This is a genomic window from Kurthia sp. YJT4, assembly GCF_030219945.1.
In the GTDB taxonomy this organism is placed as follows: Bacteria; Bacillota; Bacilli; order Bacillales_A; family Planococcaceae; genus Kurthia; species Kurthia gibsonii.
Map to the genome: position 1 here is coordinate 2,059,565 of NZ_CP126689.1, position 20,309 is coordinate 2,079,873.

General features: G+C 37.5%; 18 protein-coding genes. 1 reads left to right on the forward strand and 17 read right to left on the reverse strand.

Features of this window, described 5'->3' with window-relative positions; genetic code table 11:
- Positions 1 to 15: 15 nt before the first annotated feature.
- The 12 genes from uvrC to zapA form a co-directional block, all read right to left on the reverse strand.
- On the reverse strand, positions 16 to 1,791 hold the full coding sequence (uvrC, locus tag QN089_RS10225; protein ID WP_285215260.1) for an excinuclease ABC subunit UvrC: 1,776 nt from the start codon (positions 1,789 to 1,791) through the stop codon (positions 16 to 18).
- Positions 1,792 to 1,860: 69 nt separating this feature from the next.
- Complete coding sequence (gene trxA, locus QN089_RS10230) at positions 1,861 to 2,175, reverse strand: thioredoxin (protein ID WP_068452072.1); 315 nt, start codon at positions 2,173 to 2,175, stop codon at positions 1,861 to 1,863.
- A gap of 245 nt (positions 2,176 to 2,420) precedes the next feature.
- Positions 2,421 to 3,398, reverse strand: a complete 978-nt coding sequence (locus QN089_RS10235; RefSeq protein WP_068452069.1) for an electron transfer flavoprotein subunit alpha/FixB family protein — start codon at positions 3,396 to 3,398, stop codon at positions 2,421 to 2,423.
- A 33-nt stretch (positions 3,399 to 3,431) separates the two neighbouring features.
- Positions 3,432 to 4,205 carry an electron transfer flavoprotein subunit beta/FixA family protein gene (locus QN089_RS10240; RefSeq protein WP_068452066.1) on the reverse strand — a complete coding sequence of 258 codons (774 nt, stop codon included), beginning with the start codon at positions 4,203 to 4,205 and terminating at the stop codon, positions 3,432 to 3,434.
- 22 nt (positions 4,206 to 4,227) lie between these two features.
- A complete protein-coding gene (locus QN089_RS10245; RefSeq protein WP_087680380.1) occupies positions 4,228 to 4,992 on the reverse strand; it encodes an enoyl-CoA hydratase in 765 nt (254 codons plus the stop codon).
- Positions 4,993 to 5,061: 69 nt separating this feature from the next.
- Complete coding sequence (locus QN089_RS10250; protein ID WP_068452060.1) at positions 5,062 to 5,643, reverse strand: fatty acid metabolism transcriptional regulator FadR; 582 nt, start codon at positions 5,641 to 5,643, stop codon at positions 5,062 to 5,064.
- A 96-nt stretch (positions 5,644 to 5,739) separates the two neighbouring features.
- A complete protein-coding gene (locus tag QN089_RS10255) occupies positions 5,740 to 7,446 on the reverse strand; it encodes a long-chain-fatty-acid--CoA ligase (RefSeq protein WP_087680381.1) in 1,707 nt (568 codons plus the stop codon).
- 311 nt (positions 7,447 to 7,757) lie between these two features.
- The gene (locus QN089_RS10260; protein ID WP_068452054.1) at positions 7,758 to 8,165 is read right to left on the reverse strand and encodes a DUF350 domain-containing protein; all 408 of its coding nucleotides are present in this window, start codon (positions 8,163 to 8,165) and stop codon (positions 7,758 to 7,760) included.
- A 24-nt stretch (positions 8,166 to 8,189) separates the two neighbouring features.
- Entirely contained in the window at positions 8,190 to 10,553 is a 2,364-nt protein-coding gene (locus QN089_RS10265) for an endonuclease MutS2 (RefSeq protein WP_285215261.1), read from the reverse strand.
- A 13-nt stretch (positions 10,554 to 10,566) separates the two neighbouring features.
- Positions 10,567 to 12,273: a DNA polymerase/3'-5' exonuclease PolX gene (gene polX, locus QN089_RS10270; protein ID WP_285215262.1), complete on the reverse strand. Its 1,707-nt coding sequence runs from the start codon at positions 12,271 to 12,273 to the stop codon at positions 10,567 to 10,569.
- 80 nt (positions 12,274 to 12,353) lie between these two features.
- Entirely contained in the window at positions 12,354 to 12,893 is a 540-nt protein-coding gene (locus QN089_RS10275) for a CvpA family protein (protein WP_068452046.1), read from the reverse strand.
- Positions 12,886 to 13,158 (reverse strand): cell division protein ZapA, encoded by a 273-nt coding sequence (gene zapA, locus QN089_RS10280; protein ID WP_068452044.1) that lies wholly within the window; start codon positions 13,156 to 13,158, stop codon positions 12,886 to 12,888. The genes QN089_RS10275 and zapA overlap by 8 nt, the downstream gene beginning before the upstream one ends.
- 88 nt (positions 13,159 to 13,246) lie before the next feature.
- Between zapA and rnhC the strand changes: the two genes are divergently transcribed.
- Positions 13,247 to 14,179 carry a ribonuclease HIII gene (gene rnhC / locus QN089_RS10285; protein WP_285215263.1) on the forward strand — a complete coding sequence of 311 codons (933 nt, stop codon included), beginning with the start codon at positions 13,247 to 13,249 and terminating at the stop codon, positions 14,177 to 14,179.
- Between the two features lie 64 nt (positions 14,180 to 14,243).
- Here the strand turns inward: rnhC and QN089_RS10290 are convergent, their stop codons facing one another.
- The 5 genes from QN089_RS10290 to QN089_RS10310 are packed head-to-tail and all read right to left on the reverse strand — an operon-like array spanning position 14,244 to position 19,911.
- Positions 14,244 to 16,034, reverse strand: a complete 1,791-nt coding sequence (locus QN089_RS10290; RefSeq protein ID WP_285215264.1) for an oligopeptide ABC transporter substrate-binding protein — start codon at positions 16,032 to 16,034, stop codon at positions 14,244 to 14,246.
- A 17-nt stretch (positions 16,035 to 16,051) separates the two neighbouring features.
- Entirely contained in the window at positions 16,052 to 16,960 is a 909-nt protein-coding gene (locus QN089_RS10295; RefSeq protein ID WP_082701379.1) for an ABC transporter permease, read from the reverse strand.
- Between the two features lie 30 nt (positions 16,961 to 16,990).
- Entirely contained in the window at positions 16,991 to 17,953 is a 963-nt protein-coding gene (gene opp4B, locus QN089_RS10300) for an oligopeptide ABC transporter permease (RefSeq protein ID WP_068452035.1), read from the reverse strand.
- Between the two features lies 1 nt (position 17,954).
- Positions 17,955 to 18,902, reverse strand: coding sequence for an ATP-binding cassette domain-containing protein (locus tag QN089_RS10305; protein WP_068452032.1), 948 nt, complete (start codon positions 18,900 to 18,902; stop codon positions 17,955 to 17,957).
- Positions 18,883 to 19,911, reverse strand: coding sequence for an ABC transporter ATP-binding protein (locus tag QN089_RS10310; protein ID WP_068452030.1), 1,029 nt, complete (start codon positions 19,909 to 19,911; stop codon positions 18,883 to 18,885). Before QN089_RS10310 ends, QN089_RS10305 begins: the two co-directional genes overlap by 20 nt.
- Positions 19,912 to 20,309: the final 398 nt, after the last annotated feature.

Genomic DNA, 20,309 nt, shown 5'->3' on the forward strand with positions numbered 1-20,309 from the left:
TTTGGCAAAAGACAATTATTTTTTCAGAAAATGCGCAATTACGGCACTAGCCAGATTTTTCGGTAATCCAGCAGCAATTAATTCTTCTTCTGTTGCCTCTTTAATTTTTTTCATCGAACCAAAGTGTTTTAACATTTGCTGTTTCCGCTTTGGCCCAACACCTGGAATGTCATCAAGTTGCGAAGTGAGTGCATTCTTCTCACGTAATTGACGGTGAAAATTAATCGCAAATCGATGCACTTCATCTTGAATACGTTGCAGCAAATAGAACCCTTCACTCGTTCTTTTCAGTGGAATAACTTGTGGCGGATTACCATAAAGTAACTGGGCTGTCTTATGCTTATCATCTTTTGCAAGACCTGCAATCGGAATATCAAGACCTAGTTCATCTTCAAGTACTTCACGCGCGACTTCCATCTGTCCTTTCCCACCATCTGTTACAAGTAGATCTGGAAGTGGTAGTCCTTCTTTTACAACACGTTGATAACGTCTTCTTAATACTTCACGCATCGCACCGTAATCATCATGCGCAGAAGCTGTTTGAATTTTAAATTTACGATAGTCTTTTTTACGCGGGCGACCATCTTCAAATACGACCATCGCAGATACCGTATCCGAACCGAAAATATGTGAGTTATCAAATGCTTCAATGCGAAGTGGTGTTTGAATATTCATCGCATCACCTAATTCTTCACATGCACCAATTGTTCGCTCTTCTTGGCGCTGTAGCATATTAAATTTCTCATCAATTTTCACATGCGCATTTTGTGTTGCTAAATCGAGCATTTCTTTTTTATAGCCGCGATGTGGCGCATGTACTTTAATGTCTAAAGCCTGTTGCAACATCTCTGCGTCCACTTCTTTTGGCACAATTATTTCAGATGGTTTTAAATGATTCGCTTCTTCATAAAAACGCGCAATAAAAGTTGTAAATTCGTCTAGCGGTTCACCATATGAAGGGAATAATGATACATCGCGCTCAATCAACTTCCCTTGACGAATAAAGAATACTTGAACACACATCCATCCTTTATCCACTGCAAAACCAAAAATATCACGATTCGTAAAGTCCGTCGTCTTCGTAATTTTTTGTTTCGCCATAATTTGATCGATATTCGCAATTTGATCGCGCAACTCTTTTGCTCGTTCAAAATCGAGTGCTTCAGATGCTTTATACATCTTTTCCTCTAGTTCCGTCTTTACATGCTCATGTCCGCCATTTAAAAAGTCTGTAATCTCTTGAATCATCTCTTTATACGCATCTTTTGGTACATCTTTTACACAAGGGGCTAAACATTGTCCCATATGATAATATAGACAGACACGATTAGGCATGACATCACATTTTCGCAGTGGATAGATACGGTCTAATAGCTTTTTCGTTTCTGCTGCTGCATAAGCATTCGGGTAGGGTCCAAAATATTTTGCACGGTCTTTCTTAACTTTTCGCACCATTAACAAACGTGGATGCGGTTCATTTGTTATTTTCAAATAAGGATACGTTTTATCATCTTTTAACATGATATTATATTTTGGATCATGTAATTTAATTAAGTTCAATTCAAGTAAAAAAGCCTCTAAATCAGAAGATGTTACAATGTAGTCGAAATCGACAATCTCTGAAACAAGGCGTGCTGTTTTCTCATTATGCGAGCCTGTAAAGTAAGAGCGCACACGATTTTTCAGTACTTTCGCTTTACCGACATAGATGACTGTTCCTTGACGATCCTTCATTAAATAGCAACCTGGTTGGTCAGGGAGAACAGCTAATTTTTGTTTGATTTCGTTCATTTCATCACCTTCAAAAAAAGAGACTGTACCTGTTATGCAGGACAGCCTCTATTCAAGTTTAATTCACGATTACATGTGTTTAGCTAGTAAATCTGCTAAAGCTTCTTTCGGGTGGAAGCCAACTGTTTTATCTACTGGTTTACCATCTTTGAAAACAAGTAGTGTTGGGATTGACATGATGCCAAATTGAGCAGCTGTCTCTTGGTTTTGGTCTACGTCCACTTTTACGATTGTTGCTTTACCATCTAAGTCTGCATCTAGTTCTTCAAGAACTGGCGCAATCATTTTACAAGGTCCGCACCAAGTAGCCCAAAAGTCTACTAGTACTACACCTTCTGCTACGTCTTGTTGGAATGATTCGTCTGTTGAATATACAATTGCCATAATTTATTTCCTCCTCTTATATAAACGATATGTTTGAATTATAGCATGGAACGACTTGAATTCGTATAAATATGCCTACATAATCGTCTCTTACTTCATTTTCATACAAAAATCTTGTATTTTATATTTCAAATCCATGATTTTATTTTATTATATTAAAAAAAGAGTTAACTTGCCAATCTTTCTGCTTCACTTTTGACAAAAGAAAACTGTTCCTCTGAAATTCAAAGGAACAGTTCTTTTTATTATACGCTCGCTTTTAATGCTTTTACTTCTTCAATTAATAGCGGCATCACTTCAAATAAGTCACCAACAATACCGTAGTCTGCTACTTTGAAAATATTCGCTTCTGGATCTTTATTAATCGCTACAATAATTTTCGAGTTCGACATACCAGCTAAATGTTGGATGGCACCTGAAATACCAACTGCGATATATAAGTCAGGTGTTACAACTTTACCTGTTTGACCGATTTGTAATGAGTAATCGCAATATTCTGCGTCACATGCACCACGTGATGCACCAACTGCACCGCCAAGTAAGTTTGCTAACTCTTTTAGAGGAGCAAAACCTTCTTCGCTTTTCACACCACGACCACCTGATACGATGACTTTTGCTTCTGATAAATCTACACCATCTGTTGCTTTACGAATTACGTTTTCAACAACTGTACGTAAATTTGTAATATCTACTGATAATGTATCGACTGTACCTGTTTTGCCTGCTTCTGCTTCAAGTGGTTCAATGTTATTTGGACGAACCGTTACGAATAACGGCTCGCTTGCTGCTTCCACTTTTTCAAAAGCTTTACCCGAGTAAATTGGACGAATGAACTGCGCATCGTCGCCTTCTCCTTCAATTGACGTTACATCCGAAATCAAGCCTGTTTGTAAACGACTTGCCACTTTTGGAGATAAGTCTTTACCAAGAGCTGTATGACCTAACACAATTGCTTCTGGCTTTTCTTGGTCTACAACTGCAAGTAGTGCCTGACTGTAACCATCTGCTGTATAGAAATTCAAGTGTGGATGTTCCACTAAAACAACGCGATCTGCGCCGTACTCGAATAATGAATTGGCTAAACCTGAAACATCTTGACCAAATAGCGCTACTACTACTTCGCCACCATCTGAAATTTTCTTCGCTGCGCTAATTGCTTCAAATGAAACATTACGTAATGCGCCTTCACGTGCTTCTGCTAATACAACTACTTTTTTAGACATATGTTCTTCCTCCAATCAATTTTTCATCGTTTGTTAAATGACTTTTGCTTCTGAACGTAATAACGAAATTAATTCTCTCGCTTGGTCACGAATCTCACCTTCGAGAACTCGACCAGCTTGTTTTTCTGGTGCTAAGAATACCTCTACAGTTTTGATTTTTGGTTCTACATCGTCTTCATCTAAATCTAAATCATCTAATTCTAATTCTTCTAAAGGTTTCTTTTTCGCCTTCATAATACCTGGTAATGAAGGGTAGCGTGGTTCGTTTAGTCCTTGTTGTGCTGTTACAAGAAGTGGTAGAGATGTTGTAATCTCTTCTGAGTCACCTTCTACATCACGCACAATTTTCACGTCACGTCCATTTAATTCAAAACCTGTAATTGTTGTTACATAGTTAATATCTAATAATTCTGCTAGACGTGGTCCGATTTGACCTGAGCCACCGTCAATTGCAACATTTCCTGCGAAGATTAAATCAACATCTTGCTCTTTTAAGTGAGCTGCTAAGATTGTTGCGACAGAGAATTGATCTAAGTCTTCTACATCTTCTTCTGCGTTGATGAGTACTGCTTGATCTGCACCCATCGCTAATGCTGTACGAAGTTGTTTTTCAGATTCGTCATTACCAACCGTAATAACTGTTACTGTCCCACCTTCGCTATCGCGCACTTTAATCGCTTCTTCAATCGCATACTCATCATACGGGTTGATGATGAATTCTGCGCCGTCTTCTTGAATTGCGCCACCTGAGATGACGATTTTTTCCTCGGTATCAAAAGTTCTTTTCACTAATACATAGATGTTCATAATGTAAACCTCCTAAATAGTATTATTTTCCTTTAAATACTGCTTGACGTTTCTCAACAAAGGCTGTGATTCCTTCTTTCGCATCCTCTGTTGCAAATACGCGACCAAATGCTTGTGCTTCTTCATCAATTCCAGTGTAAAAACGATCTGTTTTTGAGAAGTTCAGCATATCTATTGTAGCTTTCAAAGAGATTGGACTTTTTAGTGCGATCTTTTTCGCAATGTCGAGTGTTTTACCCAACAGTTCCTCTTCTTCAAATGCCGCATTGGCTAAGCCCCAGTTTACAGCTTCCTCTCCTAAGATTGGATCACTTGTAAACATCATTTCAGCAGCTTTCGCTGAGCCAACATACCGCGGAAGTCGCTGTGTTCCTCCGAAGCCAGGAATTAGTCCCAATGAGAGCTCAGGTAATCCAAGCTTTGCCGTTTTAGAAACATAGCGAAGATGACAGCTCATCGCCAATTCTAAACCGCCTCCTAAAGCTGCGCCATGAATCGAAGCGATGACAGGTTTTTCGAACGTTTCAAGACGTTCAAAAATAGATTGTGCTTCAGAAACATGTGCTGTGATATTTGGAACGGATAGAAATTCCTTAATATCTGCGCCGGCTGAGAAGAATCTTCCCTCGCCATGGATTACAACAACTCTCGTTGAATGGTCTTTCTCAATTTGATCAAGTGCTTCTGCAATCTCTTTTACAAGTTGTTGACTCATTGCATTTGCTGGTGGTCTTACGATTGTAACGATTGCGACACCGTCTTCATTGTTTAGCTTTAGAAATTCCATGTTCTTACCCCTTTTCGTATATGTTGTTATAGAAATATAGGTAAGTGGAAAAACTTACCTATATTCATTTTAACCTTTAATACCATTTAATAACAATTGATATACTTTTGGTGCTTGTGCAGTTAAGTCGAATTTGTGATCTTTCATAACCCATGATGTCGTCACTTCATCAACTGTTCCAAAAATCAATTGTCGTGCTAAGCGAAGATCCATATTGGCATCAAACTCGCCAGCTTTTACCCCTTCTTCTAAAATGGTATCCAGTTGTTCAAGATATTCTTTTAATACGGCGTTGATTTTTAGGCGAATATCACGATTCGATTGTCGTAATTCTAATTGTGTGACACGCGCTAAATATTTATCATTCGACAACACGCGGAAATGGTTCGTAATCATAAATTCGAGCTTTTCAGCCGCTGTCGTATTTTCTTGATTAACTTCTTGCAAGCTTTCAATAAATACAGCCATCTTTTCTCGGAACACCGAGATTAAAATATCTTCTTTGTTTTTAAAGTATAAATAGATTGTGCCATCTGCTACACCAGCTTGTTTTGCAATTTTAGATACTTGCGCTTGATGATAGCCATTATCTGCAATTACAATAACTGCGGCATCAATAATTTGCTTATACTTCGGTTTTTCTCTTTTCATACAAATCACACCACTTTTCCAAACAATAATGAATGGTTATTCATTCATAGTGTTATGATATTATTCATTGAAAATAATGTCAAGCATTCTCTGTCATTATGCCTGTTCTTGTCGTGGTTGTTGCTGTTTTTCTTTTTCTTCATCAATTAAAGCGCGACGTAAAATTTTACCAACTGCTGTTTTTGGTAGCTCTGCTCTAAATTCGTAAATGCGCGGCACTTTATACGCAGCTAAGTTCTCACGGCAGAATTTATTCAAATCTGCTTCTGTTGTTGTCGCACCTTCACGCAATACGATATATGCTTTAACCGTCTCACCTCGATATGGATCTGGAACGCCGGCTGCTACACACTCTACTACATCTGGATGTTCATACAATACTTCCTCGACTTCACGCGGATAAATATTATAACCACCTGCAATAATCACATCTTTTTTACGGTCTACTACATAGAAGAAACCGTCATCATCCATATAACCAAGGTCGCCTGTTTTTAGCCACCCATCTTCTAATGTCATCGCATTTTCTTCTGGACGATTCCAATATCCCTTCATAACTTGTGGACCTTTTACAACGAGTTCACCGATTTCGCCGTTCGCTCTTGGACGTTCGATTGACCCATCAACAATCATGGCATCTGTATCTGGCCATGGAATACCGATTGAATTTTTCTGACGAATGTTCTCGAATAAGAGATTAGCATGTGTAACAGGTGATGATTCTGTTAAACCATAACCTTCGACTAATTTACCACCTGTCAATTCTTCAAACTGTTCTTGTACTTCTGCTGGTAGCGGAGCCGAACCACTAATACATGCTTTAATAGAAGAAAGATCATATTTTTTGATTTGCGGATGATTAATTAAGCCAATATAAATTGTTGGTGCGCCTGGGAATAATGTCGGACGCTGCTTTTGAATCGTCTTTAAAATCATCTCTGCATTAAACTTCGGTAATAGCACCATCTTGCCACCTTGCATGACTGTATACAGTAGAACGGTTGTCATACCATATACATGGAAAATTGGCAAAATTCCTAAAATAACAGGAGGTTCACTTTGGGCATTCGGTTCTGTTAACCATTCGGCACACATTCGTGTATTCGCAATGAGGTTTTTATGTGTCAGCATAACTCCTTTTGGAAAACCTGTCGTACCGCCTGTGTACTGAAGCAATGCTAAATCTTCTTCAAAATTAAAATCAATCGTTGGTTCAATCGCTTGTGACGTTTTTAAAATCTCCATAAACTGATGGCTAACTCCACTATGGGCAACGTGGACTTGCACACCTTGTTCTTTTTTCTGCACGTACGGATATAACAAATTTTTAGGGAATGGTAAGTAATCTTTAATACTTGTAATAATGACATTTTCAAGTGCCGTATTTTTAAATACTTTCATAATACGTGGATATAAAATATCTAAGCTAACAATTACTTTTGCACCTGAATCTTTTAGCTGATACTCAATTTCTCGCTCTGTGTATAACGGATTCGTCATGACAACTGTTGCACCGGCATAAAGTGCGCCGTAATAAGAGATGACCGTTTGGGGTGTATTCGGGAGCATAAGCGCGATTCGGTCTCCTTTTTCAATACCTAATTGTTGTAAGTATTGGGCAAACTTTAGTGCAGATTCATGTAACTCTTTGTACTTAATGTCTTTTCCCATAAAGTGAATAGCAATTTTTTCAGGGGTGTTCCTTGCGGCATTTGTTAAAAACTGTTGTAACGGAATTTCTTCATAATCCAAATTTGCACGAATATAATTTGGATAATGCTTCAACCAAACCTTCTCAGTCATTTCAATCCACTCCTTATAAAATTTGTTAAATATTACTTCTTATTATATAGAAGTTTGTGAACGCTTTCAAATGATGAATAAGAAAAAAATGCATTTTTCCAACAAAAACGAAACAAAACATACAAAGTTTTCACATTTTCCTATATACCAACACTTTAACACAAATGAATGACTATTCATAGAAAATGTTCAGAAAAATTCTATTTCATTATAAATAATTGTCTTTCATGTTCTTTTTACACTCGAATACGCTATGTTATTTATGAAAAAATAAAAAAACCAGCGTGATTTTTACATCACACTGATTTTCATTAAGAAATACTCGCACCGATGACAAAAGATAAACCGATGGAGATAGCAAAGGAAATAAAGCCAACTGAACGATTATCTTTTGCAATCTCTTCATCAATTTTAAATGAAGGTGTTAAAAACTCATATAATAAATAAGCAATAATTAAGAGAATAAAGCCGAATAGTCCCCACCCAAGCATTTCTGGGAGTGAATTATTCTTCTCAATCGAGTAGCGAAAAATATTGCAAATCCCTAAGATTTTACCTCCTGTTGCAAAAGCAACAGCCATATTACCATTTTTAATCTCTTGCCAATTTTTATAGCGTGTAACAGCTTCGAAAATAGCCATTGACACAATTAAACAAAGGACAACCACACTATAATATCCTGTCATAATAACAGCAGGATGTTGCCAAAACGCATCCATGAACGAAAACCTCCGTCCTTCTATCTATTTTAATTCGGCGATTGTAACACCGAACCCACCCTCGCTCGCTTCACCGAAATGATATGATTTTACACGTGGATGACGTTTTAATAAATCTTGTACACCTTTTCGTAATGCTCCGGTTCCTTTACCATGAATGATGGATACGCGATGATAGTTCGATAACAAGGCATCATCAATATATTTTTCTGTACGATATAGCGCATCTTCATAACGCTCACCACGTAAATCAAGCTCTAATTTCACAGCTTCACGTCCACGTACATTCGTTACGTTGACAGACTCTTTTACTTTTTCAGGCTTGATGTATTCTAAATCTGCTTCATCTAGCTTCATTTTTAAAATACCCATCTGTACAACCCATTCATGATCCGATGCTTTTTCAATTAATACACCTTTTTGACCATAAGTTGTTACTTTGACTTCATCACCTTTTTGCAGTTGCTGTGCACGTTCTTGAATTTGACGTTGCTTTTTCAACACTTTATTTTCTGCTGGTGCAGCATCTTCTAAACGTTTACGCGCTTCAATAATTTCATGTTCTTTTACAACTTTATGTGCATTCATCTGCATTTTGTGTAACTCATCAATTACAGATTCTGCTTCACGTTTTGCTTCTTCTACAATTTTCTTCGCTTTTTCTTTTGCTTTTGCTTCTAATTGTTCTTTTAACTCATCATATTCTTTTAAGCGTGCATCTAAGTCTGCTTGTAAAATACGTGCTTCCTCTAATAATCGTGCACTTTCTTCCGCATCTTTTTCAGATTTCAAACGAGATTCTTCTAATGAAGCAATCATCGATTCAACTTCATGTGTCTCCGTTCCTGTGTAAGAACGTGATGTTTCGATGATGTGTTCAGGTAGACCTAGTCGTTTCGAAATTTCAAAGGCATTTGAACGTCCAGGTACACCGATTAATAAGCGATATGTTGGACTTAATGTTTCGACATCAAACTCCACACTTGCATTAACGACAGCCGGACGATTAAATCCATAAGCTTTTAATTCCGGATAGTGTGTTGTTGCCATAACGCGTGCACCACGTCCATGTACTTCATCTAAAATTGAAATGGCAAGTGCGGCACCTTCTTGCGGATCTGTTCCTGCACCTAATTCATCAAATAGGACAAGTGAATTCTCATCAAACTTTTTTAGAATATCTACGATGTTTACCATATGACTTGAGAATGTCGATAAACTTTGTTCGATTGACTGCTCGTCACCAATATCTGCAAATAATTGATCAAATACGGCTAACTCTGAACCATCTAATGCAGGTACTGGAATACCTGATTGCGCCATCAATGTACATAGACCGACTGTTTTTAAAGTAACCGTCTTACCACCGGTATTTGGTCCTGTAATCACGATTGCTGTAAATTCGCGACCAAATTCAATATTATTGGCAACTGCAATATCACGATTAAGTAGCGGGTGTCTTGCTGCAGTTAACTTAATATAACCGTCTGCATTCATTGTTGGTTTTGAACATTTATTCGCTTGTCCATATTTAGCTTTTGCTAAAATGACATCGATTTGACCTAGTACTTGTACCATGACGAATAATTCATGCGCCACTTCTTGCACCATACCTGATAGTACACCTAAAATACGGTCGATTTCTACTTTTTCTTTCACTTTTAAACTATGAATTTCGTTATTCGCTTGCACGACTGAATCAGGTTCAATGTAAAGTGTTTGACCAGATGAAGATTGGTCATGCACGACACCACCATAGTGGCTACGATATTCTGCTTTTACAGGAATTACAAAGCGGTCATTACGAATCGTAATAATCGAATCTGATAACATTTTTGCAGCATTCGTGCCACGCGTTAAACTCGCTAAACGTTCACGTACACGTCCTTCTTGCATACGTAATTGCTGACGAATTGTACGAAGTGCTGAACTCGCTGAATCTGTCACATGAGCATTATCATCAATACAGCTATTAATCTCATGTTGTAGTCCTGTTAAAATCGGAAGTTGTTCCTTTTTCTCTTCAAAATAAGGAATCTCTAAGTCTTCGTCTATCATTATTTCTTCGATGAATTCTCTAAAAATACGACTAGCACGAATAGTTGACGAGATCTCCATCAATTCTGATGGACTAAGTACACCGCCAATTTGTGCACGTCTCGCACTTGGACGAATATCAAAAATACCGCCAAGTGGTACATTCGAGCGAAGACGTAAAATGGCAAGTCCCTCGTCCATTTCATCTAATAAACGATTTACTTCTTCTAAAGTTGTTTCTGGTTTTAATTGTTCAATCGTTGATTTACCAATTGAATTCGTACAGTAATTAGCAACCTGTTCAATAATTTTTTCATATTCTAGTGTTTTCAATGCGCGTTCTGCAATCATTCAAAACACCTCCTCATTTATTCGTTAAAAACTCCATAAAGCGCTCAAATGACCATGTATTCACAATTAAATCTTTATGAAGCCATGCTTTTTGCGCATATTTTGTACCGATATCCATATAGCGTAACTGTTCAATAGCATGTGCATCTGTATTAATTGCAACCTTCACACCTGCTTTTGCAGCCATTTCTAAATGTTCGATACATAAATCAAGTCGATATGGATTAGCATTTAGCTCTAAAATCTTACCGTATTCTTTTGCCCATGCAATCAATTGTTCCATATTTGGATTATATCCATCACGCTGATGAATAACACGTCCTGTTGGATGGGCAATCATGTCAACGTGTGGATTTTTCATCGCTGTATGCAATCGTTCCATAATTTGCTCTTGTGGTTGACTAAAACTTGAATGAATCGATGCAATAACAAAATCTAAATTCGCCAGTACATCATCTGAAAAATCAAGTGTACCATCTGGTAAAATATCCATCTCTGTACCGCGTAATAAGTGGAAGCCTTCTACTTGTTTATTAAAAGCGAAGATTTCCTCTTGTTGCTGTAGCAGTCGTTCTGGCGTTAAACCATTCGCTACTTTTAAATATTGCGAGTGGTCGGTAATCACACCATGTGTATAGCCCTTCTCGATTAAAGCTCGTCCCATTTCTTCGACTGTATGCGCACCGTCTGACCATGTTGTATGCATATGCAAATCTGCGCGAACATCTTCTATTGTAACAAGCTTTGGTATATCCGTATAGCTTTCAAACTCACGTTTTCCTTCACGTAAAGTCGGTGGAATGAAAGGTAAATCAAAGTGTGCGAAAAATTCCGCTTCGGTTTGGAAAGTTTGCATCGTACCATCTGCTAATTCCACACCATATTCACTAATTTTTTCGCCGCGTTCTTTTGCGATTTGGCGCATGCGTACATTATGATCTTTAGAACCTGTAAAGTGGTGAAGTGCTGTTGCATACTGTTCAGGTTCTACAATGCGAAAATCGACATTCGGTGCATCTTCACCTGTTAAAACAACGGATATTTTTGTATCGCCAGCTGCAATTACTTCTGCTGCTTCTACTTGCGCTAAAATAGCTTCTTTTACAGCAGTCGGTTCATTTGTCGCAATCATATAATCTACATCTTTACTCGATTCTTTGATTCGTCGATAACTACCTGCCACTGAGAACGTATCAATTTCTTCAATTGAAGCAAGAATCGCATCTAACTTCGGCACGATTGTTTCTAATTGCCAAAGCGGATGACTTTCTGAACGCTTACCCAACTTTTCAAGTTCAGTGAGAATTTTTTCTTCGGTCTTTTTAGCAAAACCAGCAAGTTGCTGTACACGCCCTTCTTCACAAGCTGCTTTTAACGATTCAGCTGAATCAATACCGAGTTCAGCGTATAATTTTGCAATTTTCTTCCCGCCGAGTCCTGGAATTTTTAATAAAGGTGGCAGTCCTACAGGTACTTCTTGCTGTAATTGCTTCAACTCAGATGACTCGCCAGTTTCAAGCAATTCCGTAATAACGGAAGCCGTTCCTTTACCAATTCCTTTTAAAGCTGTTACGTCATCTATTTCTTCCATACTGCGCGGATCATTTTCAAGTGCTGCACCTGCTTTACGATAAGCAGAAATTCGAAAGGCATTTGCGCCTTGTAACTCTAAATAGGTAGCAATCTTTTCTAGTACTTTGATAACTTCTTTTTTATTCATGTTCTTCAAACTCCTTCTGAAAAAAAGAGCTACTCACGAAAAACGGAGCAGCTCTCTTTGATTAGGTTGGTGGTATGTAATTACTGTAAATACACGAACCACATCTTTTGGAACATCGATGATAAAATCGGTGTAAATTCCAATATGACTTTCGTTAAAATTGAGCTTTCTACATATTTTTGAATCGAATCGATTGGTAGTAATGCTAACACATATAAAATGATAAATAACATAATATAGCATTGTACAAAACCAAGTAATGAACCGAGGAAGCGATTGAATACGCCGAGTACTGGTACATCCTTTAAGAAATCAAAAATTGAGAATAAGATGCTTAATACAATTTTAATAACAAAGAAAATAATAGCAAATGCAAGCAATTGATAGAATGTTAAATTCAAATCAAGTGCGTCATTGGCAAACTTCAGTGCCGTATTTTCCGTAACTGCTGGATATGGAACCCATAGTACGATTTTCTCTGCAAAAGGCTTATAATAAATATAAGCCACGATTAGCGCAACTAGTAGACCGACCAAGTTCAACAACTGCGTGATGAACCCTTTTTTATAGCCGGATACAAGTGCTGCTATAAATAATATAATGATAAGTAGGTCAATCATTCACTTCATCCTTTTGTTTATTCAGTTCCGCCTCTAAGGCTTCATATTTTTGTTGCAGCTTCATTAAATCATTTACTGCGTTGGCAGCAGTAAGTACAGCGAGTTGGGTACTGCTAAGCACAGGGTTTGCAAGTTTGATCTCTCGCATACGCTCATCTACTGTGGCAGCGACAGCACGCATATGAGCAGTTGACTCTGGTCCAACCATATTGTATGTTTGACCATATATTTCAATGGCAATGCGATTTTTCGGACAATCTCCCAACAGTATCCCTCCCTTAAAAATCTCATTCTCATCATACCATGAAATCATTCATTCTGTGAATAATGATACAACGAAAGGTGTTAAAAATATGTCTAATATTGTCATTCAACTAACGAAAGAAGCACAACAGAAAGTTCACGCGCATTACACACCCTATAAAGTCGAGCGTAATGCACCTGGGGTTGTATTTGCAGCAAAAGCAAATGGCGTCTCGATCACGTCTTATCGCTCTGGAAAAGTTATGTTCCAGGGTGGACGTGCGGCAGAAGAAGCGCAACAGTTCGGTATACCAAACCCATCAAAGAATGTGACGTCATCGAAGGGCGATACGTTGCCTGAAGATTTTGCATCAAAGTCTGTCATTGGTTCAGATGAAACAGGTACGGGTGATTACTTTGGTCCGATTACGGTTGCAGCTGTCTATGTTCCTGCTCATCAAATTGAATTAGTAAAAGAGCTTGGCGTGAAAGATTCAAAAATGCTAACAGATGACTTCATTCGAAAGATTGCACCTGATTTGATTAAGACACTTACGTACTCACTACTCATCTTACACAATCCAAAGTATAATGAAGTGCAAGCGAAGGGCTGGTCACAAGGGAAAATTAAAGCCGTTCTTCACAATCAGGCACTCAAAAAAGTCTTAGCTAAAATTGCACCTGAAAAACCTGAAGCCATCTTAATTGACCAATTTGCTGAGCGTAATACGTATTATAATCATTTGAAAAACGAAAAGGAAATTGTACGCGAAAATGTGTTATTTGCTACGAAGGCTGAACAACTTCATCTCTCTGTAGCTGCCGCTTCGATTATTGCACGCTATGCTTTTTTACGTGAGATGGATCGTCTATCAAAAGAAGTCGGTGTAACTTTACCAAAAGGAGCTAGTGCAAAGGTCGATGAAGTTGCTGCGCAAATTTTATTGACACAAGGTGAGGATGCACTTTATGAAGTGACGAAATGGCACTTTGCGAACACGACGAAAGCTTCTCGAATCGCTTCTAAAAAACGCCTTATTTAATTAATATAACAAAAAGGAGGAATTCCCCCATAATGGAATTCCTCTTTTTCTTATGCTCGATTGATTATTCGCCTTTTACTGGTTCGTCAGCAGTTAATTCTACTTTTTCGATACCATCTTTTGCTAAGTAATCAATTGTCCAGTTTTTAACGCGTTTGTTTACAGGAATGATTTCCGTACGGAAGTACATTGGCACTGTTGCTGCGTTATCTGACATGAATTCTTGCCACTTACCGAATGCTTCTGCACGGTATTTTGAATCTAATGCTTCTGGTGAATCGATATCTAATAATAATTTTTCAAGTTCTGGTGAAGTGTAACGGTTATAGTTGAACTGAGCTGCTTTTGAGTAAAGACCGATTGGTGATGGGTTTGTACCTGTACCCCATGCTGCCATATACATATCGATATCTTTATCGTCTGCTTTTACTTTTTCATAGAATGAGTTGAACTCAATTAGACGACCTGTTGATAATTCTACTTTTAGACCAACATCTTTCCAGTTTTGGATGTAGAATTGTACAATTTTATCATCTTTATCTGATCCAGCCATACCTGCTAACTTAATTGTAAGTGGTTTGCCGTCTTTATCTTCACGGTAACCGTCGTTGTTTGTATCTTTATAACCTGCTGCGTCTAATAATTCTTCAGCCTTTTTCTTGTCGTATTTGTAACCTTTTAATGAATCATCATAGAATGACGAGAATACTGGTGGAATTAATGAGTTACCACGTGTACGTAAACCATCATAATATACATCTGCTACTTCTTCGATATTCATTGCGTAAGCAATTGCTTGACGTAATTGTTTATCATTCATTTTTGCATTTTCATCTACTACAACTTCTGATTTTTTAGAATCCCATTTACCTAGTTTGAAACCTAAGTAAGAGTAAGCTAATTCTGGACGACCTAAGATTTCAATGTTTTTGAAGTCTTTGATTGAAGCGTAATCATTTGCTGGGTAGTTTGGTACTGAAACATCGTACTTACCTGCTTTTAATGCTGCTGCCATTGAAGCTGAAGGAACAACTTCGATAACTACTTTGTCTAATTTTGGTTGACCTTTGTAGTAGTTTTTGTTCGCTACTAATTCTACTGATTCGCCTTTAACGATTTTGTTAATAACGAATGCACCTAATGTTACAGGGTTTTTACGTACTGCGTCTGATTTTTGTAAATCTTTTACAGCGATTTTTTCTAACTGATGTTTTGGAGCTGCGTAACCCCATAAACCGTCACCGCCAGAGTAGATTGCTGGTGAGATCTTTTTGAATGAGATTTCAGCTGTGTAATCATCAATCTTTTTAATACCTGAGATGTCTTTTGCTTTACCGTCATGGTATTCTTTTGCACCTACGATATTTTGGAAGTCTGTATCGTAACGTACACCTGTGTAGTCTTTATCGCCGATGATATAGTAAGGATAGATAACATCATCAATTGTGAATGGTTTATCATCTGACCATTTAACGTCTTTTTTGATTGTAATTGTTGCTTTTTTAGCATCTGTATCTACATCTAATTTTGCAAGACCATCATTATCGATTAAGAAGTCTTCTTTTGTTGTGAAAATTGAGTTTGAAGTATAGCTTAAGATTTCTGCATCATATGCATCTTCATATACTTCGTAAAGGAATAAACCTTTGAATGGTGCATCTGATTGTAATGCTACTTTTAATGTACCACCTTTAATTGATTCGTCTTTATTCGTCGTTTGTAACGGGAATTTTGACGTATCTACTTTTTCTTTTTGGTTACTTTTTTCGCCGCTCTTGTCGCCGCCGCCACATGCTGCTAATACAAGCATGATCGCTGCAAGAACTGTTAGTAATAGCCAATTCTTTTTGTTCATTTCATTTCCTCCCCTTTTTAACCTAATCTTTGTTTTGAATCTGCTGCTCGACGTAAAGCTTGTCCAACATAATTTATTGCCAGCATCAATACGAGAATGAGTATTGATGCGGGTAACCATACCCACCAATTGTTTTCAAGAACAACTGGGTTACTTGCAGCCCCTACCAATGTCCCTAAACTCGGTACATTTGGCGGTAGACCAAATCCTAAATACGTAAGACCTGTTTCAATACCGACATTTCCGGCAAAGTTCAGTGTCAGCTCAACAATTAGTAATGAGCTAATGTTTGGCAAAATACCTTTTAACATAATGGCAAAATTGCCTGTCCCCATCGTTTTAGAGGCACTTACATAATCACGTTTCCCCTCGGAGAGCACTTTACTTCGAATTAACCTCGCTGTTCCTACCCACAAGAATGCGCTCATGATGAGTACAAATGTGGTGACATTATATTTTGGAACAATCGTTACGAACACGATGATGATCATCAATGTTGGTAATGTCATGTAGAAGTCCATAATACGCATGATGATGGCATCAACGATTCCGCCAAAGTATCCAGCGGCTAAACCAATACCAACACCAAGTACACCTGTAATTAACGTAATCGCAATGGCAATCGTTAACGAGTTACGTGTACCGAGAATTAACTGACCTAGGATGTCACTACCACCCTGATCTGCCCCTAGAATGAAACCATTCGTTCCCGGTTGTGCAAATTCATCATATAGACTAATTTGCATTAATTCTTCTCGGTCAATCGTGAATGCCCAAACGAATGTGACAACGATAATACCGACTAATACGATGAGTGAAGTCATCGCTAATTTATCTTTTTTAAACTCACGCCATACAACCTTTAATCCAGTTGCGGGCGTTCCTTCATCTTGTTGTAAGAGTGTTTTTTCTTCAATTTGTTGCATCTTTCTCACCTCTTTATTTTCGATTATGTCCTAATCAATACGGATTCGTGGATCAACAATACTCATAACAATGTCGGAAATTAAACTACCTAGTAAAGATAGGAATCCGAATAGTAGTACGAGCGCTGTAATAACTGAATAGTCACGCTGTCCTAGTGATTGAATGAATAGTTGCCCCATTCCTGGATAACCGAAAATTGTTTCGATAAAGATGGAACCACCAAGTAAACCTGTAATTGTAAAACCAATGAATGCTGCAATTGGTAATAATGAATTACGGAAAATGTGTTTTGAATAAATGACCTTCATCGGTACACCTTTACTTCGCGCTGTTTTTACATAATCTTGTGTTTTTGCATCGATTACTTCTGAGCGTAAGTATTGAATGATTGTTGTTGTACCTAATAAAGCGAATGTAATACCTGGTAAGATAAGATGATAAATTTTATTCCATACATAATCCCATGTGCCAGGGTCATATTTCACATCGACCGTTCCACTAGTTGGGAACCAATCGAGTTTATAACCAAATAAGAATAAGAAAATTAAGCCAAGTACAAATGTCGGAATCGCATATGTAATGAAGCTATATAATACTGTTCCTTTATCAAACCAAGTACCTTGATAACGACCTGCATAAATTCCAAGTGGAATCGCGATTAAATATAAAAGAATGACACTGAATAGTGATAACCAAAGTGTATTTAATGCACGTTCTCCGATTAGGCTAGATACGCTATCTTTGAATGCATAGCTTGTTCCAAAGTCCCCTTGAAGTGCATTCGTAATCCAATTCCAATACTGTACATACCATGGATCATTCCAGCCTGCTAACTCACGTAATTCTTCGATACGGTTCGGGTCTGTTTCAGGTGTTACAAGACCTGTTAATGGATCGCCCGGCATCAATTTAGCTAACCAGAAAATGATTAAACTTAATACAATTAGTTGAGGAATCATAATTAAGATTCGTCTGACGATGGTTTTCCACATACTATTGTGCCTCCTTCTCAGCTGCTGACATCGCTACTTTATGCGTAGCTGAAATGACTTGAAGTGGGTAAACCTTTCCGTCTGCATCATAGTACTTTTGAGCATTTTCACGGTAAGCTTGTTCCACTGCACGACGCTCCATTTTTCGTTCAAAGCGTGTCTCAGGTTCGATTGTTGGAATTGCAGATAATAAACGGTTCGTGTAAACATGTTTTGAATGTTTATAAATATCTTCTTTCGTTCCCTGTTCAACAAAACGTCCTTTATACATGATAGAGATATGATCACACATATGGCGAACAACACCTAAGTCATGCGAGATGAATAGATAACTTAACCCATATTCAGTTTGAATATCTTTCATAAAGTTCAGAACTTGTGCTTGTACTGATAAGTCAAGCGCTGATACAGGTTCATCGGCAATAATCATCTTCGGCTTACACGCTACTGCACGCGCAATTCCTAGACGCTGCTTTTGACCACCAGAGAATTCATGTGGATATTTTAATAAAGCTTCTTCTGACATCCCAACGATTTCAAGCAGCTCAATCATATGGCGCTTTTCTTCTGTTGGTGATAGATTCATAAAGTTACGAATCGGCTCTGCTAATACATCTTGTACACGTTTTCTAGGATTCATCGCTGACGTTGAATCTTGGAAAATCATTTGAATATCACGTGTGAATGCACTATTACGTGTACGACGTTTATTCGTTACATCTTCACCTTCATAAATCACTTGACCTGATGTAATTTTTTCGAGTCCAATAATTGCTTTTCCTGTTGTCGACTTCCCTGAACCTGATTCTCCGACTAAACCATAAGTTTTGCCTTTTTCAAATTCCATCGATACACCATCTACTGCATAGACATGGTCTACTACTGTATTAAAGAAGCCACCTCGAATTGGATAATGTACATGTAAATCTTTAATTTGTATGAAGCTCATGATTTAGTCCTCCTTCCTCATGTTCAAAATGGAAGTCTTTCCAGCACGTACAACGTACAAAATGTTCTGGACTGATTTCGTGTAGTGATGGATTGTCCTCATGTTTAGAAGGATCAATCCAAGGAATACGTGGTGCAAAACGACAACCCGTTCTTGGCATTTTCGTTAATGTTGGAACCATTCCATGGATAACTTCTAATCGATCTTGGTCGTGATCCACTTGTGGAATTGAATTTAATAATGAACGTGTATATGGATGCTTTGGATGGCTGAACAGCTCTTCAACAGATGCGAGTTCAATAATTTGTCCAGCATACATCACTGCTACACGATCAGCCACTTCAGCTACTACACCTAAATCATGTGTAATCAAAATAATTCCCGAATTCGTTTCTTCTTGTAAGTCATTTAATAAATCTAAAATCTGTGCTTGAATCGTTACATCTAAAGCAGTTGTTGGTTCATCCGCAATCATAATTTTCGGTTTGCATGCAATCGCAATCGCAATGACAACACGCTGTCTCATCCCACCTGACAATTGATGTGGATATTGTCTTGCAACACGTTCTGGATGACTAATACCTACTTGATCTAATAATTCTAAAACACGTTTTTGACGTTCTTGTTCACTTAATTTTGTATGGTATTTTAATGTTTCGGCAATCTGATCGCCAATACGCATGAGTGGATTAAGGGCTGCAAGTGGGTCTTGGAAAATGAAGCCAATGTCATTTCCTCGAATTTTATTCAGTTGGTCTTCTTTTAATGTCGCTAAGTTCTGATCGTTGTACAAAATCTGACCATCTACTTTTGTATTGTTTGCCACATGTAAACCAACAATAGAAGTGGCTAACGTACTTTTACCACAACCTGACTCCCCTACAATTGCTAACACTTCATTCTCACGTAGTGTTAAATTGATATCTTCAATTGCTGCATAATACTGATCTTTGATTCGGAAACTTGTATGTAAGTTTTCAATTTTTAGTAATTCTTTTGATGTATTCAAAATATTGCCCCTTTCCAATCTAGCTCGAATATTCTAACTATTCAAAGCGTATGATTCTTTTTATACATACGATGTATAAATTTCGAATACCGAAACAATTAGACTTTTAAAATAAATTCCCTTATGCAATTCATGCATAAATTCCGATTATCGGAATTTTCTTAAAGGGAAATATGTTTTATTTGTCTTAATATAACACAATTTTTAATTTTTTGTCTATTTTTTGTAAAAAGTTTTTAAAATATTCTTAAAAACGAGAAAATTGAGTTTACTTTTATGTAAATCTATTTCCTATATTTTGCATTATAGCATAGCAATGACATATAACATATACTTTTTTTCAAAAAAAGAAGAAGAAAACCACACAAAATAGAATTTTGTGTGGTTTAACGAGCATT